General features: G+C 52.2%; 19 protein-coding genes. 15 read left to right on the top strand and 4 right to left on the bottom strand.

Features of this window, described 5'->3' with window-relative positions; translation table 11 throughout:
• Positions 1–25: 25 nt before the first annotated feature.
• From DEV76_RS08130 to DEV76_RS08090, 9 genes are all read left to right on the top strand, one after another.
• Entirely contained in the window at positions 26–1426 is a 1401-nt protein-coding gene (locus tag DEV76_RS08130) for a sugar porter family MFS transporter (protein ID WP_109697024.1), read from the top strand.
• Positions 1427–1498: 72 nt separating this feature from the next.
• The gene (locus tag DEV76_RS08125; protein ID WP_157962782.1) at positions 1499–2917 is read left to right on the top strand and encodes a hypothetical protein; all 1419 of its coding nucleotides are present in this window, start codon (positions 1499–1501) and stop codon (positions 2915–2917) included.
• A gap of 196 nt (positions 2918–3113) precedes the next feature.
• Positions 3114–3887, top strand: a complete 774-nt coding sequence (locus DEV76_RS08120) for an SDR family NAD(P)-dependent oxidoreductase (RefSeq protein WP_157962781.1) — start codon at positions 3114–3116, stop codon at positions 3885–3887.
• A 17-nt stretch (positions 3888–3904) separates the two neighbouring features.
• The gene (locus DEV76_RS08115; RefSeq protein WP_109697018.1) at positions 3905–5131 is read left to right on the top strand and encodes a mandelate racemase/muconate lactonizing enzyme family protein; all 1227 of its coding nucleotides are present in this window, start codon (positions 3905–3907) and stop codon (positions 5129–5131) included.
• A 13-nt stretch (positions 5132–5144) separates the two neighbouring features.
• Positions 5145–6428 carry an aspartate aminotransferase family protein gene (locus DEV76_RS08110; protein WP_157962780.1) on the top strand — a complete coding sequence of 428 codons (1284 nt, stop codon included), beginning with the start codon at positions 5145–5147 and terminating at the stop codon, positions 6426–6428.
• Positions 6429–6438: 10 nt separating this feature from the next.
• A complete protein-coding gene (locus DEV76_RS08105; RefSeq protein ID WP_198651987.1) occupies positions 6439–7935 on the top strand; it encodes a M81 family metallopeptidase in 1497 nt (498 codons plus the stop codon).
• Positions 7936–8162: 227 nt separating this feature from the next.
• Positions 8163–11300, top strand: a complete 3138-nt coding sequence (locus tag DEV76_RS08100) for a SusC/RagA family TonB-linked outer membrane protein (RefSeq protein ID WP_109697012.1) — start codon at positions 8163–8165, stop codon at positions 11298–11300.
• A gap of 27 nt (positions 11301–11327) precedes the next feature.
• The gene (locus DEV76_RS08095; protein WP_157962778.1) at positions 11328–12764 is read left to right on the top strand and encodes a RagB/SusD family nutrient uptake outer membrane protein; all 1437 of its coding nucleotides are present in this window, start codon (positions 11328–11330) and stop codon (positions 12762–12764) included.
• Positions 12765–12782: 18 nt separating this feature from the next.
• Positions 12783–13907 (top strand): glycoside hydrolase family protein, encoded by a 1125-nt coding sequence (locus DEV76_RS08090; protein ID WP_157962777.1) that lies wholly within the window; start codon positions 12783–12785, stop codon positions 13905–13907.
• Positions 13908–13999: 92 nt separating this feature from the next.
• On the opposite strand, the gene DEV76_RS08085 is transcribed toward DEV76_RS08090, so the two are convergent.
• On the bottom strand, positions 14000–15046 hold the full coding sequence (locus DEV76_RS08085) for an agmatine deiminase family protein (RefSeq protein WP_109697005.1): 1047 nt from the start codon (positions 15044–15046) through the stop codon (positions 14000–14002).
• Positions 15043–15921, bottom strand: coding sequence for a carbon-nitrogen hydrolase (locus tag DEV76_RS08080; RefSeq protein ID WP_109697003.1), 879 nt, complete (start codon positions 15919–15921; stop codon positions 15043–15045). Before DEV76_RS08080 ends, DEV76_RS08085 begins: the two co-directional genes overlap by 4 nt.
• Before the next feature lie 109 nt (positions 15922–16030).
• On the opposite strand from DEV76_RS08080, the gene DEV76_RS08075 reads away from it, so the two are divergent.
• The 4 genes from DEV76_RS08075 (at position 16031) to DEV76_RS08060 (ending at position 20112) form a co-directional block, all read left to right on the top strand.
• Positions 16031–17551: a sensor histidine kinase gene (locus DEV76_RS08075; RefSeq protein ID WP_198651986.1), complete on the top strand. Its 1521-nt coding sequence runs from the start codon at positions 16031–16033 to the stop codon at positions 17549–17551.
• Positions 17548–18750 (top strand): DUF4407 domain-containing protein, encoded by a 1203-nt coding sequence (locus tag DEV76_RS08070; RefSeq protein WP_109697001.1) that lies wholly within the window; start codon positions 17548–17550, stop codon positions 18748–18750. The genes DEV76_RS08075 and DEV76_RS08070 overlap by 4 nt, the downstream gene beginning before the upstream one ends.
• A 17-nt stretch (positions 18751–18767) precedes the next feature.
• Positions 18768–19469, top strand: a complete 702-nt coding sequence (locus DEV76_RS08065; RefSeq protein WP_232826919.1) for a LytR/AlgR family response regulator transcription factor — start codon at positions 18768–18770, stop codon at positions 19467–19469.
• A 166-nt stretch (positions 19470–19635) separates the two neighbouring features.
• Positions 19636–20112: a DUF4920 domain-containing protein gene (locus DEV76_RS08060; RefSeq protein ID WP_109696999.1), complete on the top strand. Its 477-nt coding sequence runs from the start codon at positions 19636–19638 to the stop codon at positions 20110–20112.
• A gap of 55 nt (positions 20113–20167) precedes the next feature.
• On the opposite strand, the gene DEV76_RS08055 is transcribed toward DEV76_RS08060, so the two are convergent.
• Together DEV76_RS08055 and DEV76_RS08050 are read right to left on the bottom strand one after the other, a co-directional pair.
• Entirely contained in the window at positions 20168–20860 is a 693-nt protein-coding gene (locus DEV76_RS08055) for an alpha/beta fold hydrolase (RefSeq protein ID WP_109696997.1), read from the bottom strand.
• Positions 20861–21946: 1086 nt separating this feature from the next.
• A complete protein-coding gene (locus DEV76_RS08050) occupies positions 21947–22330 on the bottom strand; it encodes a VOC family protein (RefSeq protein ID WP_109696995.1) in 384 nt (127 codons plus the stop codon).
• 189 nt (positions 22331–22519) lie between these two features.
• Here DEV76_RS08050 and recQ point away from each other — a divergent pair, with 189 nt between their 5' ends.
• Positions 22520–24679: a DNA helicase RecQ gene (recQ, locus tag DEV76_RS08045; protein WP_109696993.1), complete on the top strand. Its 2160-nt coding sequence runs from the start codon at positions 22520–22522 to the stop codon at positions 24677–24679.
• Positions 24680–24789: 110 nt separating this feature from the next.
• On the top strand, positions 24790–25818 hold the full coding sequence (locus DEV76_RS08040; RefSeq protein WP_109696991.1) for a sugar phosphate isomerase/epimerase family protein: 1029 nt from the start codon (positions 24790–24792) through the stop codon (positions 25816–25818).
• Positions 25819–25830 lie beyond the last annotated feature (12 nt).

Below are 25830 nucleotides of genomic sequence, written 5' to 3'. Positions count from 1 at the left end.
GGGATGGAACGATAGTTTTGTTACCATGAGAGAAAATGGACCGGGAAAATTCTACATCTATAAAATTGCCCTTGTTGCTTCCATCGGCGGCTTCCTTTTCGGGTACGATCTGGTGATTATTTCAGGGGCGTTGCCTTTGCTGGAACAATCATTTGCGCTGACGCCTGCGCTGAAGGGGTTTGCGGTCAGCAGCGCCATACTGGGTGCTATTTCAGGTCCGCTGGTGGGACTATGGTGTGCCGACCGGCTGGGCCGCCGTAAAACGATGATGCTGGCCTCTTTCTTTTTTATGATATCGGCCATCGGCAGCGGGGTGGCTGTGGGCATCTGGGATTTCGGCCTCTGGCGGTTTATGGGTGGGGTAGGGATTGGCCTGGCCATGATGTCGTCTCCCATCTACATCGCGGAACTGGCGCCTCCGCAAATGCGGGGTGTATTAGTGAACGTGAACCAGCTCTCTAATGTCATCGGCATCAACCTGGCCGTTATTGCAGGGTATTTCTTTTCGTTTGACGGCTGGGGCTGGCGGTGGATGATGTATTCCGAAGCCGTGCCTGTGGTGTTTCTCGTATTAGGACTACTGGTTATACCGGAAAGTCCGCGCTGGCTGGTAGCGCAGCGGCGCAATGGAGAAGCGCTCGGTATCCTTGAAAAGATCAACGGGCGGAAACGCGCCGAAGAAGAGCTGGCCGAAATACATGCAGGCCTGCAGCAGGAAGTGGGTGGGGAGTTCAGGGAAGTATTTCAGCCGGGTATCAAAACGGCATTTATCATTGGTACGATCCTCATGATCTTTTCGCAGATCAACGGAGTGAATATGATGTTGCTATATGCACCTACTATTATGGCCGAGGCGGGTGTGAGCATGGGTTCCGGCGCTATCCTCAGTTCCATTCCTGTATATGTGGTTATTCTCATTTGTACGTTGCTGGCGTTCCCCCTGATTAAGCGATTCAGCCGCCGCGGACTGCTGATCACTTCAGTGTCGCTGATGGCTTTCGGTCACCTGGTAATGGCGTTGAACCTTTATCAGGGCTGGCCGCCTATGTTTACCCTTATCCCCATGTTTATCGGTACCGGAGCATTCACGCTCGGCTTTGCGCCATTGAGCTGGATCATCGTTTCAGAAATATTCCCTACCCGCATCCGTAGCAAGGCGCTGGCAGTGGTATGCTTTTTCCTGTACCTGTCCTCTTTCCTGATTGCACAGTTCTTCCCTTCTTTAACGGATTACTTTACCCGGAGTTTTGGCAATGCGGCAGGGGTGTACGTGATGTTCGCCATCATCTGCGCTGCCTGCGTATGGTTCTCCTGGAAGAAAGTGCCGGAAACGAAAGGGCTGAGCCTCGAAGAGATAGGCCGGTTCTGGCGTAAGAACAGCGCGGAATCACAACCGGAGAAAAACGGAGTGCCGGAACGTGTTTGATGGAGAAGTCGTCTATTGCTTTTTCCAATTGAATTGGATATCATTGAGATATCAAATGAAAAAGCAGTATCTATGATGAAGTGTGAAGAACTATTAATGGGATGGGCTGTGGAGGATATAACGCCACAAGGCTCTGCCGTGCTTTTTGGACAGTATTATGGCCGGCCGGCGCAATACGTGGAAAGTCCGCTTACCGCTACAGCCTGCGCCATGGAAAGCGCCGGCGGAAAGGAGCAGGCCATTCTCATCTCCATCGATCTCATCTGGTGCCCTGCACCGCTGCTTGCGCAACTAAAGAAAATACTTCATACAACACTCCCTGAATTCGACAGTCAATTCCTCGTTGTAAATGCCACGCATACCCATTCTGCACCGGCACCTGATATTGATACTCCCTACGGACAACTATTACTCGAAAAGCTAAACGCAGTAGCAGTGGCAGCCTGGCAACGTCGCCGGCCGGCAGCAGTGGGTAATGCATTGGGATATGCTGTAGCAGGGCATAACAGGCGCGTGCGCTATGCAGATGGCTCCGCTGAAATGTATGGTGCAACAGACCGGCCCGACTTTACCGGCATCGAAGGTCCCAGTGATAGTGCGCTGGATCTGTTGTTCTGCTGGAACGACGCCAGCCAGTTGACAGGGATATTCATCAACGTGCCCTGTCCTTCACAGGTAACGGAAGCGAAATACTATATTTCCGCAGATTTCTGGAGTGTGGTGCGAAAACTGTTGCGGCAACAGTTTGGAGAAGGTGTTCAACTGTTGGCGCAATGCGGTGCTGCGGGCGATATATCTCCCCGCAACCTCCTGCGTGCTTATACGCCTGACGAGCCTAATATGTGGGACCTGCCGGGAATGACCGCAATAGGGGAGCGCATTGCACACGCAGTGATTATGGCTTATCCCGCTGCTGAATCTAAACGGCAAAGATTGCCGCTGTTCAAACACACCGCAACATCCATACAATTACCCTTCAGGACCGTCACAGATCAGGAATACGCATCGGCAAAAGCCATAGTGTCAGAGATCCGCTCCCGCGAGCCGGAAGACCCTGCTTCGCCGGATACGGCATTCAACCGCTTTCTGGCAGATATCAAAACAAAAGAAGCCATCAGTGAATACGGGCCCTGGGATAATAAAAACTCCGACTATGGCATCCTTCGCAAGCAGGAAATCATCCTGGAACAATATATCCGCCACCGCGAACAACCTTTTTATCCAACACCGTTGCATGTCATCCGCATCGGCGATGCCGTGATCGCTACCAATCCATTTGAATTGTTTGTGGACTATGGGGTACGTATCAGATGCCGCAGCAAGGCCGCGCATACTTTTGTTGTGCAGCTCTGCAATGATTACGGCGATTACCTGCCTACCCAACTGGCCATAGAAGGTGGAGGATACAGCGCCATTGCCACTCCCATCGGGCCAAACGGCGGCTCCGTACTCGTAGAAGAAACCATCCGGCTGATCAATAGCATGTATTAAGAAACCCCTCCGTTTTGATGCCGCAGCGTGTATATATGCCTGCGCATTACCTGTTTGCTGCATGTGGAGATGTTTGCAGTTTTCAGCAGCGTAAATACAAATATAGTGTCGAGATATGAAACTATAGTGGCTGATTAAATGTAGCTGCCGCGATACTTTTGTTTGCATCGGATCAATATCTCTAATGCAACGATTAATGAAAAATAACACCGGAAAGCTGGAAAAGAAATGCCTGGTAACAGGCGGAGCTGGAGGCCTGGGCACAGCTATCTGTACCACATTGGCTAAGGAAGGATACCGCGTGTTTATGCTCGATCTGCCGGCATCACCCGGTAAGGAGGTGGCGGAACAGGTCAATGAAATGGTGGGTGCAGAGCAGGTGGTTTTCCTGCCGGGAGATCTGGCAGACCTCAACGGACTGCGCTGCCAGTCGGCCAGGCTGTTGCAGCAGGAAGGCGGGATTGATGTACTTATCAACAACGGAGGCATTGATACGATCGGCGCGCTGGAAAGTGTTTCGCTGCAAACGTTCAGCGATACGCAAACCATCAACTCCGCCGCGGCATTTGTCTTGTCGCAGGCCCTTAGCCCTGCAATGAAAGCACTTGGCGGCGGACAAATCGTAAATATCATGAGCATCATACTCAGCGGCGGATGGAATGCCCGTGTGCCCTACGCCATGTCGAAAGGCTCGCTTCTGGGGCTTACCCGTGCGCTGGCGAGAGAGCTGGGACCATTTAATATCCGGGTGAATGCAGTGAGCCCCGGTGCCATTCCCACGAATATGGAACGCAAATTCTGGACAGACAGCCGCGAGGAGCTGGACAGGTTTATCCTCGATAAGCAGGCCTTGAAGTTCCGTGCTACCGCTCAGGATGTGGCAGATGCGGTATACTTTCTCGTATCGGAACAAAGCCGCTTCATAACCGGGCATGAGCTGCATGTGAATGGCGGATGGTATATGGGTTGATAAAAAATACAATAGCAATGATCAGAATCACGAAGATAGAAACCGTACATGTTTCGCATCTGCTGATGCTTCGTGTACATACCGATGCAGGAATTATCGGTCACGGAGAAACGTATTACGCTCCCGCTGCAGTGGCGGCGCTGCTGCACGACTGGATGTCCGAAAAGCTTCTCGGTGCCAATGCGCTTGATATCGAAAAGCACTGGCGTTTTTTTTATCAGCGCTTCATGAATTTTGGTGGCCGTGGTGCGGAAATGCGAGCCATTTCAGCACTGGATCTCGCACTCTGGGATATTCTCGCACAAAGCTGCCAGCAACCTGTATGGCAATTGCTGGGCGGCTGCACGCAAAGCATACTCCCTGCATACAACAGTGCCGGCGGTACCAGTTACGGCATGCCGGCTTCTGCAGGAGGTGAGCGCCTGTCGCAGCAACTCTTCTGGCCGGGGCATGGCAGCGCTGGTTTTAATGGGCCGCTTGAAGATAACTGGGCCAGTGTATACCGTCCGGCGGAATATGCGGCAGAACTGGTGAAAGAGGGATATACCGCCATGAAAATGTGGGCACTCGATCCCCTGGCGCACCGCCCCGGCGGTACATTGCATCTGGGCTGGAAAGAGCTGCGCGCCGCATTGGACCCGCTATTCAGGGTAAGGGAAAAAGTAGGATATGATATTGAGATCATGCTGGATGGCCACGGATTTTTCCAATGGCCTGCCGCCATGCGCATTGCCGAAGTGATGAGAGACATCAAACCGCTTTGGATGGAAGATGTGTTGCGCACCGATAATATGGATACCCTCAAACGCTTCCGCGACGAAGCCGGCGTACCCATTGCCGTCAGCGAAATGCTCACTGTGCGGGACGATTACCGGCAGGTACTGGAAACCGGAGGGGCAGATTATATCATGATAGACCCCACCTGGGCAGGAGGTATTTCCGAAACACGCCGGATCACCGAAATGGCGATCCCCTATAATATCCCGGTAACGATGCACGACTGTACCGGTCCGCTTACACTGCTTGCTGGTGTGCATGTTGGTATCGCCAATCATAACGTAGTGTACCAGGAAAGTGTACGTGCGCATCTCCGGGTGGCCTATAAAAAACTGATCGATACCGATATTGAAGTAATGAAGGGTGGCATCGCTGCACCGCTAAGGCCGGGGATAGGTGCAGCCTGGCTGCCGGAACTGTTCAGCGAAACAGACCCCACCTACAGGGCATCCGTATGGCCATCATAAAATGAAAGCATACATGACACATATTCATTCTGAACAATTATATGCGGAAGCATGCAGGATCATTCCCTGCGGCGTTTCCAGCTCTATGCGCAGGAACGTGAAGCCGCTGCTGTTTTTTGAACGGGCAGACGGGCCGTATTATTTTGATGTGGACGGCAACCGGTACATCGATTACACTCTCGCCTGGGGGCCGCTCATCGCCGGCAGCAACCATCCTGTCATAAATCAGGCGGTTATGGAGCAGTTGCAGAAAAGCTATACGTTAGGTGCGCAGCACCCGCTGGAAGTAACTCTGGCGAAGCGCCTTGTAGAGATACTGCCAGGGGTGGAGCAGGTAGCCTTCAGCAACACCGGAAGCGAGGCGGTGCAATCTGCCATCCGCATTGCACGAACCTATACCGGCAAACGAAAGATCGTGAAGTTCGAAGGGCATTATCATGGCTGGCTGAACAATGTTTTGGTCAGCTACAAACCACAGGCAGGGCAACTGGGTACGCCAACACCGGGTTGCGGCGGGCAGCCGGCACCTGAATTTGAAGATACGCTGGTACTTCCCTGGAACGATCTGGCAGCTGTACAGTCATTGCTGGCAGCACGGGGCCATGAAATCGCCTGCGTCATCACAGAACCGTTACTCGCTAACTCCGGCTGCTGCATGCCGCGGGAGGGCTTCCTGCAGGGTATTATAGACTGTTGCCGTGAGTACGGTGTGGTATCTGTATTTGATGAAGTGATCACCGGATTCAGACTGGCACTGGGTGGGGCAAGGGAGTACTTCGGGCAGCAGCCCGACCTGTCTGTATATGCCAAGGCTATTGCCGGCGGCTTTACAATGGCGGCACTGGGTGGCCGTAAGGATATATTCGATGTGATCAGGGAGGGCAAAACCATCCATGCCGGTACATACAACGGCGCCTCCATTAACCTCGCCGCTGCACTGGCAACAATAGGAGTGCTTTCCTCCACAAATTGTTATGGGGAACTTAACGCATATGGTCATGCGTTACGGGCCCATCTTGAGAAAGCGGCTTCCGGATCCGGCATTGCAATGGTTACTTCCGGAGCGGGCAGTGTGTTCAGCATGCACTTTGGCATGCAGGAGGCGCCCCTGAATTATGAAGATACGCTCAGAGCCGATACTGCCCTGTTCGCCAGGTTCCGGGCGTTCATGCTCGAAGAGGGTATTCACCTCTTGCCGGACGGGCGTTGGTATATCGGCGTTACGCATGGCGCTGCAGAACTGGCCGCCACCCGGCTGGCTATAGATCACACTTTTGCCAGACTGGCTCAATCCTGAACCGATGCATATGCAACCCACTATTTTTGTATCCGGACTTTTTCATGAAACGCATACCTTCCTGCACGAACGAACCGGTATGCAGGCTTTCCACGACCTGGCGCTTTTCCACGGTAATGATATCATCACGCATAATGTAGGTAACGGTTCCCCGATGGACGGGTTCCTCTGGTACGCACGGGAGAGAAACTGGCAGGTAATTCCCGGCGTGCAAATGGCGGCGATGCCCTCGGGTATGGTGGAAGATGCAGTGTTCGATTACTTCCGGCAGCATTTCTTTGCCGCACTCGAAGTGCATATCGCATCTGTGGATGCCATCTATCTGGTGCTGCATGGCGCCATGGTATGCGAAGGTACGGCGGATGTGGAAGGCCTGTTGCTGGAGTTGCTGCAGGAATTCCTCGCGCTGCGGGGCAGGAATATTCCTGTAGTAGCGGTATTGGACCTCCATGCCAATGCTTCACAAAAGATGATTGACAACAGTACCTGCCTGTACGCATATCGTAAAAACCCGCATACCGATGCCCGCGCTGCCGCTATAGAGGCCGCAGCATTGTTACATAAACTGCTGGAACGTCCTGATGGCGTGCAGCATGTTTTCCGCAGTACTCCATACATCATTCCGCCTGCAGGCCAGGGTACTGCTGCTGACCCTATGCGCGCCGTGCTGGCAAAGGCCGCTGCCATCGAAGAGGCGCATCCGGAAATTCTTTGCATCAACGTACTGGGAGGCTTCGCCTATGCGGATATTGCAGACTGTGGATTTAGTTTCACCTGCTGCACCCGTGGCTCCGCAGCAGAGGCCGAAGCATGGCTCGGGGCGCTGGAACAGGAACTGGAAAAACATCTGTATCATGCTTACCCGGAAGAACATGTATTGGAAGAAGTGCTGGCACTAACCGGACGGCAGACGCCGGTGCTGCTGATAGAAGCATCCGACAACATTGGTGGCGGAACCCCGGGCGACGGTACAGGCATACTGGCTCCGCTGCTCGCTTCAGGCAAAAAAGGCATTGTTGCCATATTAAATGATCCTTTGGCTGTACAGGCATGCATACAGGCCGGGATGAGCGCATCGGTCTCATTAGTAATTGGGGCTAAGACAGATTCTTTTCACGGGCAACCCGTTGCGTTCAGCGGTAAGGTGAAGAACCTGACGGACGGGCGGTTTAAACTGGAGAATGTAAACTCCCATCTTGCTTCTATCACCGGCGCTTATGTGAATATGGGCCCCTGTGCAGTCGTGAAGAATGAACAGGCAGTTATACTGCTCACCACACATAAAACACCGCCGATGGATCTGGGGCAGTTACGTTCGCAGGGTATTACACCGGAAGCGGCACAATATATCATCGTAAAAGCTGCCGTATCGCACAAGCAGGCATATGACCCGGTTGCCGCTGCAGCGTTTTATATCGATAGTCCCGGCCTTTGCACCAGCAATCTGCTCAGGCTGCCCTACCGGCATATCGGGCATAAAAGGATTGCACCGGATGTACAGGCCTGATGTTTTGTGCCTGTCATTTACATTCCGTACTGGGAATTACCCGCTGCGATGCAAATATGCTGTCGTACTTTGATAACAACGTGTCCAATTAAAAAAGGAATACGAATTATTTTTGAAAAGGCCGGGGGTGAGCCAATTCAACCAATTTCTTGAAACATTATTCACCACGTTAAGCTGTTTTATTTTGAACGGCATGAGTTTTTTTTGACTTATTAGAAGCATACACTATGAATGTATCAGCAGTTTTAATGATTGTATTGTCTCTGGGAACGGCCGGTGCTACCGCTGCACCGGTACCTTTATCCAACACGGCGGCTGCCATAAGCCACACAGTAGCGCGTGTACCTGTAGCAGGAAGGGTAACGGATGCTTCCGGCCAGCCGCTGGAAGGGGTTACCGTGTTTGTTAAAGGCACGCAACGCGGTACCGCTACTAATGCAGATGGCCGCTTCCAGATCGAAGCATCCAAAGGCGACGTGCTTATTTTCCGCATCGTAGGGTTCAAGGAGCAGAGCGTGGTAGTGGGCGACAATGGCGTGCCCGTTGTAGCACTGGAATCCAGCCACTCCGATCTCGATGAAGTAGTGGTAGTAGGATATGGCACCAGTTCCAAACGCAAACTTACCACTGCCATCGCCAAAGTATCCGGTGCAGACCTAAGCAGGCAGCCCGTAACCAACCCCGGAGATGCACTGGCCGGCCTTGCAGCAGGCGTACAGGTGCAATCTGCAGGTGGCAGCATGCCGGGTGATGCACCCACCATCCGCATCCGCGGTATAGGATCCATGGGTGCTTCAAACGATCCGCTGTATGTGGTGGATGGTTATCCTTTGCCTAACGCTGCACAGTTTCAGCGGATCAATGTGGCTGACATCGCATCTATAGAAGTGTTGAAAGATGCAGCCTCTGCAGCCATATACGGCTCCCGTGCCGCCAACGGTGTGGTGATCGTAACCACTAAACGGGGCAAAGCAGGGAAAACCTCCTTCAACGTCAATGCTTATACCGGCATGCAGCGCGTTTCCCGCACCATGAAAATGATGAACAAAAGCGAATACCTTCAATACGCTAAAGACGCCACAACAGCACAAAACAAACAATACCCGGATGTATTCAATACACCCGATCAGCTGGCTGATACAGACTGGCAGGATGTGATCTTCCGTACGGCTCCTATGTCAGACATACAGGTGAGTGCCCGCGGCGGTAATGAAAAAGTCCGCTTCTCCATATCCGGTAACTATACCAACCAGAAAGGCATCATGATCGGTACCGACTATAAAATGGGTACAGTGAATGCGAATATAGATGCCGATCTGAGCAGCAAATTAAAAGTAGGCGCCAGCTTCGCACCTTCGTTTACCACGCGCAATGTAAAGCCGGCCCCGGGTATGAGCGGTCCCGCATCCTATATGCCGGTATATGCCGCCATGCTGATGCCGCCTGTTGTGCCTGTACGCCTGCCTAACGGTGATTATGGTCAGAACAACGTGTTGCCTTTCACACAGTACGGCTTCAGCGAGCCGGGTATTCATAACCCGCTGGCGGTACTGGAACTGTATGAGAACAAGCAGCAATATTCCGGATTGCTCAGCAACGCTTTCCTGCAATGGGAGCCGCTGAAAGGACTGCAGCTCAGATCGCAGGGAGGTGTAACTGCCGGTGCTACAACGTATACTGAATATACGCCCTCTACACTGGCATATGGCAGCGCGGCCTTCGCCAACCTGTCTAACCCATTGCTGACGGGCATCGCAAGCCAGGTGGCCAATAACCGGGTTAACGGCTGGCTCTGGGAGAATACGCTGAACTACAGCAAAACCCTGCAGGGCGGCCATACTTTCGGCGGTATGCTGCTCTATTCCATGCAGCGTTACAGCGGTAACAGTACCACCACGCGTGGTAAAGCAGGTACCTTCGTAAACGACCAGGTGCATAACCCCGCTGCCGCTACCGAACAGATCGGTACGCTGAGTTATGAGCTGAACAGCTTCCTTTCTTACGCCGCTCGCATAAACTACGATTACAAGAATAAATATCTCCTTTCCGCCTCCATTCGTACAGATGCTTCGTCGCGCTTCGGCCCTGAGAACCGTTATGGTGTATTCCAGTCTTATTCCGCCGCCTGGCGTATTACGGAAGAAGACTTCATGAAAGGGCAGCAGCTGTTCGATGAACTGAAGCTGAGAGCCAGCTATGGTGAAACGGGTAATGCCAATATCGGCGACTTCACCTGGATGAGCGGCATCGATTATACCAACTACAGCCTGGGCGATCAGCGTGTGCCGGGGGTATACCAGACCGGATACATGAATAAGGAACTGACCTGGGAGAAGAATAAACAGCTAGGTATAGGACTGGAAGCGGCTTTCCTCAATGAGCGTATTTACCTGACGGTGGATGTGTATAACAAGGAAACCGATGGCATGCTCTTTTCCAAAGATCTGCCGGGTGTGATCGGTTATGCTTCTTCTTTCCAGACCAATATCGGCAAGCTTCGCAACCGTGGTTACGAAATTGAACTGAATACCCGGAATATGAAAGGTGCCTTCACCTGGAATACGAACTTCAATATCGCCTATAACCGTTCCGAAGTAATGAGCCTCGGTGGCAGAAAGTCACTCAATGCCTTCGACGGCATCGGCGGCTGGCCCAATGCGTACCGGGTAGAAGTAGGAAAGCCCCTGGGTAATTTCTATGGTTTCATTATCGACGGCGTAATTAAAAATGCAGACGAGCTGGCGAAGATCGCCAAATGGCCCGGCTCCGGTGTAGGCGATTACAAGATCCGTGACGTGAATGGAGACGGAGTGATCAACGAAGGCGACCGTACCCTGCTCGGCAATGGATTCCCTGACTATGTTTATGGTATCACCAATAACTTCTCTTACAAAAACTTCGATCTGAGCGTTCTGTTCCAGGGTACACTCGGCAATGGCATCATCAACGGTGCCGCCCGCCACTCCCAGCTGTGGATCGGTAAGTTCAATGCAGTGAAAGAAATGGCCAACAACTACTACCGTCCCGACCAGCCCGACAGGGATGTGAAGTACGCCCGCGTTGGCCCCCGTGCCGGTTTCAGTACAGCAGGACAATTAAGCTCATATGCAGTACACAGCGGCTCTTTCCTGCGCCTGCGTAATGTGACGCTGGGTTACAACCTGCCGGATGCTTTGGCTAAACGGTTCACCCTGCAATCGGCCCGCCTGTACCTCACAGCACAGAACCTCTTCACTTTCACCAAGTACCCGGGCTTCAATCCCGAACCCAGCCAGTACGGAGCTTCGGTATATCAGCCGGGTGCAGACCAGGGCAGCTATCCGCTGGCGAAAAGTATGATGGTGGGTATCAACATCGGGTTTTAATTGATCACGAACTTAAAAGAAGCGCAGATGAAATCGCATACATATAAACTGCTGGGTATGGCCGCTCTGATGCTTGGCCTCACACAAAGCTGCAAAGATTTTACAGACCTGAACTCGCCCACAGTGGTAAACAGGGACAATTACTTCAACCGCGAATCGGATATGACAGCCGCCGTAAACGGCATGTACGCCAGTTTACGCGGATATTACAACAACTACTTTATAGTGGCGGAAGTACCGTCAGACAATACGGAAGCTAATAATGGCAACCTGGCATATTCGGATGTGGATCAGCAAACATGGTTGAACAACAATACCTATTTCCAGGCGCTCTGGCTGAATTCCTATTCCGTTATCAGCCGTGCCAACATCATTCTCGACAAGATTGATGCGGTGCCGATGGCCGATAACCTGAAGAAGCAGTACAAAGGCGAGGCGCTGTTCGTTCGTTCCCTAATGTACCTGCACCTCGCACAGTTCTTCGGTGATGTACCTCTTATCCTGAAAGAGGTGAAAACAGAAGCGGAAGCCTACAGCTACCTCCGTGAACCGGTGACTAAAATATACGCGCAGCTGGAAACAGACCTGATAGCCGCCGCAGAAGGTTTGCCACCCACTTACACCGGTGCAAACGTGGGCCGCGTACCCAAAGGTGCGGCGCAGGCACTGCTGGGTAAACTTTACCTTGTGACCAAACAGTTCGGTAAAGCTGTGCCTGTGCTGAAAGCCGTGAAAGATGCAGGGATTTACGGCTTGCTGGATGATTACGGGCAGGTATTCAGTGTATTGAACCGCAATAACCGGGAGATCCTCTATTCCGTTCAATATCTTGGTAACGGAAACGGGGAGGGCAGCAGTTTCTGTATCCGTTTTGCGCCCTTCGGCTCTGGTACGGAAATAACTACCGGTGCTTTTCCCACAGGCTCCAACCAGGGAACGGAAGACCTGTATGCTGCCTTTGAAGCAGACGATATCCGCCGCCCGGTAGCCATTGAACGGTATGCTACTACCGGCGCCCTGTATACCCGGAAGTTCCTGGATCGCCCGATCGCCAACAATGAAGGGAAAAACAACTGGCCCGTACTGCGGTATGCCGATGTGCTGCTCATGTACGCCGAAGCCCTCAATGAAACCGGTGCTACCGGGGAGGCTATCAAGCCTCTCAACGAAGTGCGCAAGCGCGCTAATCTGGAAGATGCCCCCGATAACGGACAAGTTGATCTGCGTAAGGTAATTCAGCACGAACGCCGGGTAGAGCTTTGCTTCGAAGGCCACCGCTGGCTCGATCTGTTGCGCACCGGCACAATGCTGGAAGTAATGCGGGCGTACAAGGAACAATACAAAGGAGTTGGGTATCTTGTAGAAAACTATGAGATCAAAGACCGGAACGTGCTGTTTCCCATACCGTTCAGGGAAAGAAGCCTGAACCCGAAACTTACGCAGAACACGGGTTACGATCAATAACATATGCAAGCAAAAGATATGAGGTTATTTGTATTGATGATGTGCCTGATGTGGTCCGCTGCCGCCATGGCGGATCCCATCACGCCGAACGATTTCAGGAAAGGGACAGACAGTGAGCGCATCGAAGCGGCCATCCGGGAAGCATTGCGCACAGGAGTTAACGCCATCGAGATTCCACGCTGGAACCAGCAACGCAAAGCCGCCGAATGGCTCATCGACCGTGCCATACTGGTACCCTCTGATTTTACTTTGGTGTTGAACGACTGCCTCGTTCGCCTGTCTCCCGGTACGGCGGATAATATTATCACCAACGCAGGTGCCCGCACACAACCCCTGTCTGCCAACAGGAACGTACGGATCACGGGTAAAGGGAATGCTGTCCTGAGCGGTGGACTGGAAGCACACTTCAATCCGCCGGGCGATAAGAGTGGTTACCGCACCATCGGTATCCTCTTGTACGACACGCAGCACTTTACTATCGAAGGTTTTACCATGGAAGAAACGCAGGCGTGGGCCATTTCCATGGAGCATGGTTGCGCATATGGCAGGGTGGCCAATATCAACTTCGCCAACACCAATAAATTCCCGAACCAGGATGGTGTGGATGTACGCAAAGGCTGCCACGATATCGTGATCGAAAACATTACCGGCGTTACCGGCGATGATGTGATTGCCCTTACCGGACTGGCCACGCCGAACGATACTGCCCGCACCAGTATGCAGGTGGGAGGCCGCCTCCCGCGTAATAACGATGATATCTACAACATCATCATCCGCAATGTGCAGGCTAAATGCATTGGCGGGCATGCCCTTGTGCGCCTGCTGAACCAGGACGGTATCAAAATGTACAACATAACGGTGTCCGGGATCTTTGATACTTCTACCGAAGAAGACATCAGGCCGGCCACGGGTATCCGGATCGGGGAGGAGCACTATTGGTCTTCCCGGATGAACGTTCTGGGAGAAACCTATAACATCAAGGTCGATAACGTACATACCAGAGCGAAAACCGCGGTGAAAGTCGTGGGGACGCTGAAGGATGCCACTTTCACCAATATCACCAGTTACGGCGGTATTTCCCAGCTGGTGGAATTTGGGCGGCAACCGGTAGAAGGGGTTCGGATAGAGGCGCAGAAGCTATAATGTTACCCCAAAAATCCATGATTATAACGTGTGTCAAAAAGGCCGTTCTCCTATCGCGGGAACGGCCTTTACTTTTTGGGAGATGAACCTGCTTACACCGCAGGTTCCTGCTGGCTGAGGCAGTGGAAGCTGCCAAGGCCCCAGATAATATCGGTAGAATCCACGCCTACCACTTCGCGGCCGGGGAAGCAGCCGGAGATGATATCGAGCGCGGTATCGTCTTTATCGCACTGGAAAGTGGGAACGATCACGTATTTATTGCTGATACAGAAGTTAGCGTACGAAGCAGGCAGGCGCTGATCTTCACAGATCACCGCTGCGGGCATGGGCAGCTCTATGATATTGAGCTGTTTGCCGTTCAGGAGGCGCATGGCTTTGAGCTGGTGCAGGTTCTGCTGCAGTATTTGGTAGTTCTCATCCTGCTTGTCGGTTTCAACAACGGTAAGCACGGTGTCTTCATTCACGAAACGGATGGTATCGTCGATATGCCCGTCGGTATCATCGCCTACAATGCCTTCATCTACCCAGAGTACCTGCTCTGCACCATAGTAGTCGCACAGGTATTTTTCCACCTGTTCGCGGTTGAGGTGCGGGTTGCGGTTTTCATTGAGCAGGCAGCAGGTGCTGGTGAGGATGGTGCCTTTCCCGTTAAACTCTACCGATCCGCCTTCCATGATAATGCCCGGCTCAAAGAGGGGCAGATCAAAGTGGCGGGCGATGCGGGTGGGGATGATATCATCCTGATCGAAGGGAGGATATTTACCGCCCCAGGCGTTATAGTTCCAGTCTACCACCGCCTTCTTCTTCTCCGCATTGGGGTTGATGAGGAAAGCCGGACCATGATCGCGGCACCAGGCATCGTTGGTAGGGTGGAGGAAAAACTCCACGTTACCCATATTCACACCGGCAGTTTGCAGGTGGCCGGTGGCAAATGCTTTCATGGCTTCATCGGCCACGTTGATGCGCACCAGCTCACTGTCGGCCAGGTATTTAACGAAGCGGCTGTAATGGGGGAAGATGGTATTGATCTTCCCGGGCCAGGAGGCTTCTTTATGCGGCCAGCTGAGCCAGGTGGCTACATGCTGGTGAAATTCTGCAGGGAAGTAATAACCCAGTTCGCGCGGCGTAGGTTGTATCATTGTTCGTCGTCGATGTATCTTTTAGTGATCGGTTGGTAGGAATCAATTCTGCGGTCGCGCAGGAAAGGCCAGTGGGTACGGTAGCGGTCGGTTTTGGAAAGGTCCAGTTCCAGTACTGCGTTTTCTTCATCGGTATGGGAGCTCTGATGCAGCACGGTGCCGAAAGGATTGGCTACAAAGGAGCCGCCCCAGAATTTCATGAGTCCGTCCTGCTCGAAACCCGTACGGTTCACGCTTACCACGTGTACCCCGTTAGCCACGGCATGACTGCGCTGGATGGTTTGCCAGGCATTGTACTGTTCGGTATTGGTGGCATCGTCCTGGTTCGTGGCCCAGCCGATGGCGGTGGGGTAGAAGAGGATCTGTGCGCCCATGAGGGAAGTGATACGCGCTGCTTCGGGGTACCACTGGTCCCAGCAGATGAGAACGCCGATAGTGGCGAATTTGGTTTTGAACACTTTATAGCCGAGGTCTCCGGGCGTGAAGTAGAACTTCTCATAATACGCCGGATCATCAGGGATGTGCATTTTGCGGTATTTGCCGAGGTATTTGCCATCGGCATCCAGCACGGCAGTGGTGTTGTGGTACAACCCTTCCGTACGCTTTTCAAAGAGGGAGGCGATGATCACCACACCCAGCTCTTTGGCCACATCCGCGAGCGACTCCGTGGAGGGGCCGGGGATAGGCTCCGCCAGCTTAAAGTTCTCATAATCTTCCACATCGCAGAAATACAGCGAGGTGAACAACTCCTGGAGGCAGATGATCTGCGCTCCTTTGGCTGCAGTCTCGCGCACCTTCTCAATGGCTTTGGCGAGGTTTTCCGCTTTAGAGGCGGAGCAGCTCATCTGTACGTAACCGACTTTTACTTTAGACATGGGCGCAAAGTTATAAAAAAGGAAGCTTCGTCCCATATTCGGCTCTTTTCATCCCTTTTCCCCCTATGGGTGAGCCGGGATTGTTAATATTGCATCAAAGAAATCCTGCATGAAAAGATTCCAGAAAGGGGAAATATGGGTAGCCACGGGTTTTTACCTGTTCGCATGGCTGATTATCCTTTTCCCGGTCCTTACCTTCGATCAGGAAGCTATATATAGTGATCAGGCATACCGCTTCCGCCGTACTGAAATCACTTATGATTTTATCCTCCATACCGTTTGGCCCCAACTGCTGTTTGTAACTGCCATATACGGCGGATTTATGTCCCTTAACTTCTGGGTGGCCCCTCAGTTCCTGGAACATGGCCGGATATCCAAAGGCCTGTGGTCAGGGGCACTGGTGGTAGCCAGTTGCTTCCTCATGGTGATGGTCGGGGAAACCTGGTGGTATGGGTATAAGACCAATTTCCCCACCGTTAGCGCCTTCCATATCTGGTGTGCCGGGCGGGCGGCGGTTATCATGTTTGTATGGCTGCTAGGGTTTGCCGTATATACGCTGGTTAAGAACATATTGCCGGAATTAATGGACGATCCCCGGTTTACCCGCTATTTCCGCATTAAGCCGCGGGCAGATATGATCGTACTGATCATCTTCTGGCTGGCATGTGTCGCTTTCTTTATACTGGACAGGCGGCCTGCACGCGTACAGTTTTTCATCTGGGCCGGTGGTGCCTACCTGATAGCCTACTACCTACTGAGCCGCTATTTCTTTGAACCGCTGCTCCGGAAAGAACGTACGTGGTTGCAACTGGCGCCCAACGCATTGGTGATCATCACTATCACCTTCGTGGCTGCCTGCTTTATGTGCGACATTTCCACGAACATCCGCTACATGGCGTCTGTCTATGTATTTATCCTGATGTGGGAAATCATAATCGTAATACCACTGGCATGGGGCATCACCCGCTTACGCCTCCGTCAGAAAAATGAGGTGTTGGTGCTGGAGAAGGCGCTCGGTCGTTCTTCCGCCAATCTGGACTTTCTGCGCTCCCAGATCAACCCTCATTTCCTTTTCAACGCCCTTAATACCCTCTACGGCACCGCCCTCCAGGAGCGGGCCGCCCGTACCAGTGAAGGCATTCAGCGGCTGGGGGATATGATGCGCTTTATGCTCCACGAGAATGTGGAAGAAAAGATACATCTCAGCAAAGAGGTAGCCTATCTGCAAAACTACATCGCCCTGCAACGCCTCCGTACACAGGAATCACCGGATATCAAGATCGAAGTAAATATTACGGAGTCCGGCTATGAACACACCATCGCTCCCATGCTGCTGATCCCCTTCGTGGAAAACGCTTTCAAGCATGGTATCAGTCTCCGTAACCGCTCCTGGATCGTGGTATCGCTTTCCTGCGATGCGGAACACATCTACTTCGATGCATATAACAGCGTACACCCGAGGCCGGATAATGATCCGGAAAAGAACAGTCTGGGTATTGGCCTGAACAACGTGCGCCACAGGCTGCAGCACCTTTACCCGGGCAGGCACGAACTGTCTATCCGCCAGACCAATACCGAATTCTTCGTACACCTTACTATTACTACCCAAAAAGCAGCAGCAACAGCATGAACGGAACCACGCAACCAACCAACACGCAGCCTTCACAACCAACGCCTCCCGATGGATGGAGCCGCTTCCTGTGGTGGCTCGCCGCGGCAGATCCTGAAGTATTGGCCGAATGTAAATCCGACAGGGAAAGATACCGCATCATAGGCCTGGCAGTACTCGTTACCGCCCTGTTTGCCACACTGGCGTGGGGGTACTTCTTTTCCACCGTGGTAAAAGATGATCTCCTCATCGGAGGACTGGCCCTCTTTTTCGGCTTCGCCATTTTGTGTATAGACCGTAGTCTCATAGCCGCCATGCAACGGAACGGCAAACCGCAATTCCTTCCGGTAGCCTTCCGCCTTGTATTGGCAGTCACTATCGGACTATTCATTTCCCAACCCGTGGTGCTGATGCTTTTTCAGAAAGATATACAGGCCCAGATGGTGGTGGACCAGCAGCGGAAGATGGAAGAATTCCGGAAGCAGCAGTTGGCCTTTAACAGCGATCGCACTACCCACCTGCGCAACCAGCTGGCAGGGTACGATAAAGCAATAGCCGACCGGGAAAAGCAGGTGAAAGAATACAAAGACGCTTATATCCGTGAAACCGACGGTACCGGCGGCTCCGGGAAAATAGGAGAGTATACTGTAGCAAAAGTAAAACGGAACGAATACCTGAAGGCAGAAGAAGAGCTGCGCAAACTGCAGTCGGAAACAGGCCCTCTCCGCGAAGTACCTTTGCAGGAGCTGGCCGTGATCCATGCAGCAGACAGTGTAAGTGAGGCCGCTTACCGCGCCACGCTTACCGACGGCTTCCTTGCACAAACGGAAGCACTGAGTACCCTTACCGAAGAGCGCCCGCCGCTGAAGCAGCGTTACCGCCTCATCGTGTTCATCATCACGCTCATTGAGATTATGCCATTGCTCACGAAGCTCATGATGCCCAAAGGGGAATACGATGCACGTCTTGCTGCTATTACGGCTGCCAGTGTAAACGAATCGGAGCTTTCCATAGCGCAGCAGCGCCAGTTGCAGGCGCATTATCATGAAGGGGCCGGTGCGGCAGATAAGGAAGTGATGGATCACCTCTTTAGTATGACGGCCGGAGCGCGGCGGAGAGAATCTGCCAAACTGGTGGAGGAATGGGAACAGGCGGATGGCAGCAGCTTCCGCAAATTATGGGCATCCGCAAGGAGACTCCTTTTACTTCATAAAGCCTGAAATCGTACATTGTGACCATGAAGATGACCGCCATAGCGATCGATGATGAACCAGTAGCGCTGTCCGTTATTTCCGCACATGCGGAGAAGGTGCCGTTTATGGAACTGAAGCGCACGTTCACCAATGCCTTCGAGGCAATGGACTACCTGCGCCGTGAAAAAATAGACCTTCTTTTCCTCGATATCAAAATGCCCGACATCTCCGGGCTGGATTTCCTCTCGGGCCTGCATGAGCCGCCCATGACAATCTTCACCACTGCATATTCAGAACATGCGGTGCAGAGCTTTGAGCTGGATGCGATCGACTACCTGCTTAAACCATTTTCGCTTGCCCGGTTCCTGAAGGCATGCAACAAAGCACACAGCCTGCTCACCCTGAAGGCTGACAAGCCACAAGGCCCTCCCGTGCAGGATTACATCTTCATCAAAAGCGGGTACGAACAGTTTAAGATCAATTTTACGGAAATACTGTATGTGGAAAGTGCAGGCAACTATGTGCAATTCGTAACGGCCGACCGTAAAGTGCTCAGCCGCCTCTCCATGCAGGAAGCCCTGGCATTACTCCCTGCAGGACAATTCACCCGCGTTCACCGCTCGTATATTGTGGCGAATACGCAGGTTGACAGGATAGACCGCAGCAGTGTTTACATCGGTACAGCCGAGATACCGGTAGGGGCAGCTTTTGCAGAAGCGGTGAGTAAGATCAGCGGGGAAGGGTAAAAGGTACGGGCGCCGCCGTGGCAACGCCCGTGTTCAGATGGTGTATCCGGTAGGAGTTTCCTACACTACAAAGATATATTATAACATGTCATCAATTAAAAAAAATCCGAATGATGTTAGGGGAAAAATGCGGCGTATATTTGGGATCCAACGTTAATCTGAACTTATGAGAAAGATCCTTTTCCTTTTTGCCGCAGCAATACTGTCTGCAGGCGGGGCAATGGCCCAATCCAATATTACACCCGCCGCCCCCGGCGTTACTTATGGTAAAACGATTGATGCTCAGGGAGCTGTACAACTCGGTGCGCTGGAGCAGCAGCTGGGTACAGACACAGCATATGCCGGCAAAATCGAAGGTAAAGTGGTGGAAGTATGTAAGAAGAAGGGCTGCTTCATGAAACTGGAGCGCACCAACGGCGAAGCGGTAATGGTGAAGTTCACCGACTACGGGTACTTTATGCCGCAAAACATTGTAGGTAAAACCGTTGTGGTAGAAGGTAATGCCAAAGTAACCGAAACCTCCGTTGAAAGGCTGCGCCATTTCGCGGAAGATGCCGGTAAAAGCAAAGCTGAGATCGAAAAGATCACCAAACCCAAGAAAGATATTGTGATTGTGGCAGACGGGGTGGTGGTTGTGAAATAACCCTCTTCCCGAAGAATATTGGAAGCGCTCCCAGCCGGGGCGCTTTTTTTATGGTTTACAGGGTCATAAACGAACGGATCTCCCAGATGAGGACAGCTTTATTGACCTTCTCGATAGGGTGCTTCGTTTCCGGTAGTACTACCATGGAGCCGTTGGGGAGGCTTCGGAAGATGCCCAGTGTTTCCTCGATGCTAACCATATGATCGCGGTCGCCCACCATGAGGCGTACCGGAATATTGATATCGGCTACCGTTTCAGGGGTAAGGAGGGGTTGCATGCCAAGGGCTTCCATGAGGCCAACGGTGGCGGGTAATAGTGGTTCCCAGGCTTCTGAGCCATGGAGTTCTGCCAGCTGGTTCACGAAAGCAGGGGCTTTTTCACGGAGGAAGCCGGCATTGAGCTGGCGTGCTTCTTTGGCGGCGGTCTCCGGGGTCCAGTCGAACTTAGTACCGAGGGTGAGTATGCGCGAGACGGTTTCCGGCGCCTGGATGGCAGCCTGCATGGCGATGTAGCCACCCATGCTGTAACCGAATATGGCTGCTGAGCCTAAATTGTTATCCCGGATATATTGGATCAGTTGTTCGGTAAGTATTTCCATGCGCAGCGGGGCATCGGGCAGCGGCGTGCCTCCATGGCCGCGCAGGTTGAAGCGGTGAATTTCATACTGGTCTTCCAGCACGGTTGCAATACTGTCGAAATGTTGAGCAGCGCCAAGTGCGCCATGTAAAAGTAGGAGGGCAGGTTTCATAAAGGAAGCGGGGCTTTTTTTAAAAAGTATCTATGGAATCAGCGAATTTAACTATATTTATGTAAATCTGAATCTGCTGTCTTCAACACATTGATTATCGCCCGCTTACCATAAAACTATTTTCCATAAACGCATTGTCCTCGAAAACCCTACAGGAGCAGAAGGAATGTGAGCTACATGGATAATAGCCGCAGCTTATACGCTGCGGTTTTTTTATCGCTTACAATCTGCTTTGTCCTGCTGCTGTCTATGCCCTTATATGCATCGTTTGCGTTACGATCACACTCCTTCCCCGAACACCTCATCAGCCTTCCATCTCCCTGCCATTTCCATCATACCAGCCCTGATCTGGTTTTTCATGCTAACCAACCTTACTGCTGTATTGCTGCACCCTGCTCATTCATGTGGAACCCTTGTCTGCGGGGAGTATCAGTATTTTGCATAACCCTCTCTTAAACAGCCTGCATCCTCCTGTAATCTTAATTCCGGGAATTATCTGCAACTGGTTTACACCTCCTTGTCAGGGAACCCTGAAATTGGCTTACGGTATGCAAATCTGCGATGCTATTTCTGCCGGCTATTATGCAAACCTGTCAGAGTCCTGCCGGGATTCCTTGTGCCCATTTGAGGCGTTCCCTGTCCGGGTTCCTATTTTCCTTCCCTTTAACTCCTATGCATATGGTATCCAAAGGCTGGGTTTAAGATAAGATAAGCCGCCCTTAAGCCGCCTATATCCCGCCCTTAAGCCGCTCATAAGCCGCCCCTATATAAGGGCGGCTTATCTACGGGTTATCCCCGGTTTAAATCCGGGTAGACGACGGATTATCCCGTCAGCAGGCATATAGTTCTTCCAAAGCATCCCTGTGTGATAGCAAAAGCATACCTGCCCATGGCAGCCGGGCTGCCTTATTCAGACAAACCCGCTAATAGCAAAAAACACCCCGGAGGGGGTGTTTATGCAATGCGGTAAAGTTGCGGGGTACTTTGCGAAGGCAATTACTTACCCGCGCTGTATCCGTTATATGCAGGGCGCAGTTAGCCCGTGAAAGACATCGGGCCTTTCATGCACAGATCATCATTGAAGTATTAAGCGCTGATCTGCTCGCCGAACTGGAGCAGATAACCGTTGTTGTCGTAAATCCCGAATTCGCGCATGCCGTATTCGAAATTCTGGACAGGGAAGCATACCTCTGCACGGTCTTTCACCTTCTCCCATAATTCATCAATGCCATCCATATGAATGTAAATAGCACCGGTAAATACAGGTTCTTCAAAAGGTGTTGAGCTGCCAAAAGGGAATTTTGCCTGTGGGTGTACCAGTTGCATGGTTACCTTGTCTTTCTGGATAGATGCAAATTTCCATTGCTCGTCGAGCGTGTTACAGGTGAAGTCCAATACGGAAACGTAAAAATCAACGGTTTCCTGGAGCGATGGTGTAGCCAGTGTAGGAATGGGTGCCAGCAGTTCCATAAATTCAGTTGTTTGGGTGTGATGTGTGTGACAGTTGTACCAGTGTTGTTTGTTCGATTTAGTTTCGAAGCAGAGTGACTCTCGTTATAAATTTAATTAAATATTCTTACTGCCTGTAGTTGTTCATGTTAAATTTATGCACATCCTTTTATCCTATATTTGCCCGGAAGCTAAATTTTCGTTCCGGGTATGCAGATTTTGTTATCGCTTCTTAAACAACATTTCGGTTATACGCAATTCCGTCATAATCAGCAGGCTATTATCGAGCATGTGCTGAATGGGGGAGATGCGATGGTATTAATGCCTACAGGCGGTGGTAAATCCATCTGCTACCAGCTGCCCGCTCTGGCGCTGGGAGGCCTTACCGTAGTGGTTTCTCCGCTCATCGCTCTCATGAAAGACCAGGTGGATGCCCTCCGGGCAAACGGTATTTCCGCCGCCTGCCTCAATTCCACACAGCCGATGGCGGAACAGCAATCCATTATGCAAATGTTGCAGATGGGGCAGATTAAACTGCTGTACCTGGCGCCGGAACGCCTCATCGGTGAAGCGAATTTCATCCAATGGCTCTCAGGACTCAACGTTTCGCTCTTTGCGATCGATGAAGCGCACTGTATCAGCCATTGGGGCCACGATTTCAGGCAGGAATACCTGGCACTGGGGCAGCTGAAGGATAAATTCCCCGGCGTACCCGTGATAGCCCTCACCGCTACGGCAGATGGCATCACCAAACAGGATATCCTCGAAAAGCTCCGCCTGCACAATCCCGCCGTGTTCGAAAATTCTTTCAACCGGCCCAATATCCACTACAGCATACGCCCTAAACGCGACCACTACCAGCAACTGGTAGAATACCTGCGCCAGCATCCGGACGATAGCGGGATCATTTACTGTCTTTCCCGCTCAGGCACCGAATCGCTGGCGGAAGACCTTCATGCAGAAGGCTTCGCTGCCGCTGCATACCACGCAGGTCTGGAAAGGCAGTTACGCGAAGACCGGCAGGACCGCTTCCTGCGCGATGATATCCGTATCATGGTAGCCACTATCGCCTTCGGCATGGGTATCAATAAAAGCAACGTGCGCTTTGTGGTGCATGTGGATCTTCCCAAGAACATTGAAGGTTATTACCAGGAAACAGGCCGTGCCGGGCGCGATGGCCTGCCCAGTGAAGCCGTACTCTTTTATAGCGGGGGCGATGTGTTTAAAATGAAACGCTTCGCCAGTGTGGATGGCAACGAAGAGCAGTCGGCCGTTATGCTCCGTAAGCTGGAGCAGATGGCAGGGCTCTGCGAAACCATTACCTGCCGCCGCCAGTACCTGCTGCGCTATTTCGGGGAAGATGCTCCGGATAACTGCGGCAACTGTGATATATGCCTCGGCCAGTACGAGAAGGCCGATGGTACCGTAGCCGCACAGAAACTGCTCAGCGCGGTATACCGCCTGCAGGAGCGCTTCGGGCTGAATTATGTGGTAGACTTCCTGCGGGGCAGCGCCACTGTGCGGGATGCCCACCAGGAATTAAAAACCTACGGCATCGGGAAAGATATCAGTAAAGAGCAATGGAAACAATATGCCCGTGAGCTGATGCAGCTGGGCTACCTGGGGCAGTCGAACGGGGAGTACCCCTTACTGCGGCTCACTGATACCAGCTGGAGCGTACTGAAAGGCGAAGTGCCTGTACAGCTTACCGCTCCCGCACCCGCCAGTGCCACGATGAACACCACGCCGGGCCGTAAGGGAGAAGATATCCCGCAGCCTTTGCTGCTGGCAGAGCTGAAGCAGCTCCGGCGGAACTTTGCCGAAAAAGAACGCGTACCACCCTACATTATATTCTCCGATGCCACGCTGGCAGAGCTTTGCACCTTCCTGCCCCAACAAATGAGCGATATGGGACGCATCTCCGGGTTCGGGGAAGTGAAGCTGGCCAAATACGGATCAGCATTCCTCGAAGCCATGCAGTCGTATTGCCGGCGCCACGGCCTCCAGAGCCAGATGCACCATAAAGCAGAAAAGGCTAAACCCCGTAAAGCGAAATCAGATGCCGGCGGCAGCCAGCGTGCCACCCTCCAGTTCTTTTCTGAGGGTTTGGCCATTGAAGAAATCGCTGCACGGAGGGGACTGGCCATATCCACCATCGAAAGCCACCTGGCCGATTTTGTGCGGAAAGGGGAACTGGATATCCGGGAAATGGTGCCCGACAGCGGCCGCCTTTCCTGGATCATGAAAGCCATTGAAGCCGCGGGAGGGCAGGGCCTCACCGGTATCAGGGAACAGCTGGGCAACGAGGTGGGGTACGGAGAGATACGGGCTGTACAGAACTACTATTTCTGGCTGCAGGAACAGGCCTGATGATCCAAGTCTTTTTTTTATCGTTTTTTCCTTAAATTGTTTGATGCTTCCACGTTTACGTTTGTTACACGTGTAGTCTTTACTGTTTCATTACATTCAAATCTTTACAAATGTCATCATCCACGAATCGCAGAAACTTCTTACGCCAGATCGGTATGTTTACGGCCGGCGTAACCCTCGGCCCGGCATTCCTCTCTGCCTGCAACAATGCAGGACAGTCCGGCAACGCAGACTCTTCGAAAGCCGATAGTACCGGAACTGCCGGTGCGGCGAAAGAACTCTTCTTTAAAATCTCACTGGCAGAATGGTCTTTCCACAACGCCATCTGGTCCGGTAAAATGACTAACCTCGATTTCGCCGAGAAAGCGAAAAAGGATTACGGCATTACCGGGGTAGAATATGTAAACCAGTTTTTCAAAGACAAAGCGAAGGATAAGACTTACCTCGCAGACATGAAGAAGCGTGCGGACGATAACGGCGTTACCAGTGTACTCATCATGTGCGACGGCGAAGGTGAACTGGGCGATCTGGACCCCAAGAAGCGTACACAGGCAGTAGAGAACCATTATAAGTGGGTAGAAGCCGCCCAGTTCCTGGGTTGCCACTCCATCCGTGTGAACGCGGCAGGCCATGGCAAGGCGGAAGAAGTGAAGAAAGCAGCGATCGACGGCCTTGGCCGCCTTACTGATTTCGGGAAAGATTTCAATATCAATGTAATCGTGGAAAACCACGGCGGCTTCTCCTCCAACGGCATCTGGCTGAGCGATGTGATGAAGGGCGTAGGTAAACCCGGTTGCGGTACCCTGCCCGACTTTGGTAACTTCTGCATTACCCGCACCGAACCGAAAGATAATACCCCCGAAGCCTGGGCTGCCACCACCTGCACCGAGGAATACGACCGCTATAAAGGCGTACTGGAATTGATGCCTTTCGCGAAAGGCGTTAGTGCCAAAACCCATGATTTTGATGCCAATGGCAACGAAACCGAAACAGATTACCGTAAAATGCTGCAAATTGTAAAAGATGCAGGATACAAAGGTTATATCGGCATCGAATACGAAGGATTGAAAGACGCGGAAGAAGTAGGCGTGCGCAAAACGCTCGAACTGCTGAAGCGCGTAGGCATGGAGCTGAGCTGATAAACAATTGGC

Source organism: Chitinophaga deserti, from assembly GCF_003149455.1.
In the GTDB taxonomy this organism is placed as follows: domain Bacteria; phylum Bacteroidota; class Bacteroidia; order Chitinophagales; family Chitinophagaceae; genus Chitinophaga; species Chitinophaga deserti.
This window is presented reverse-complemented; position numbering and strand designations above follow the sequence as displayed.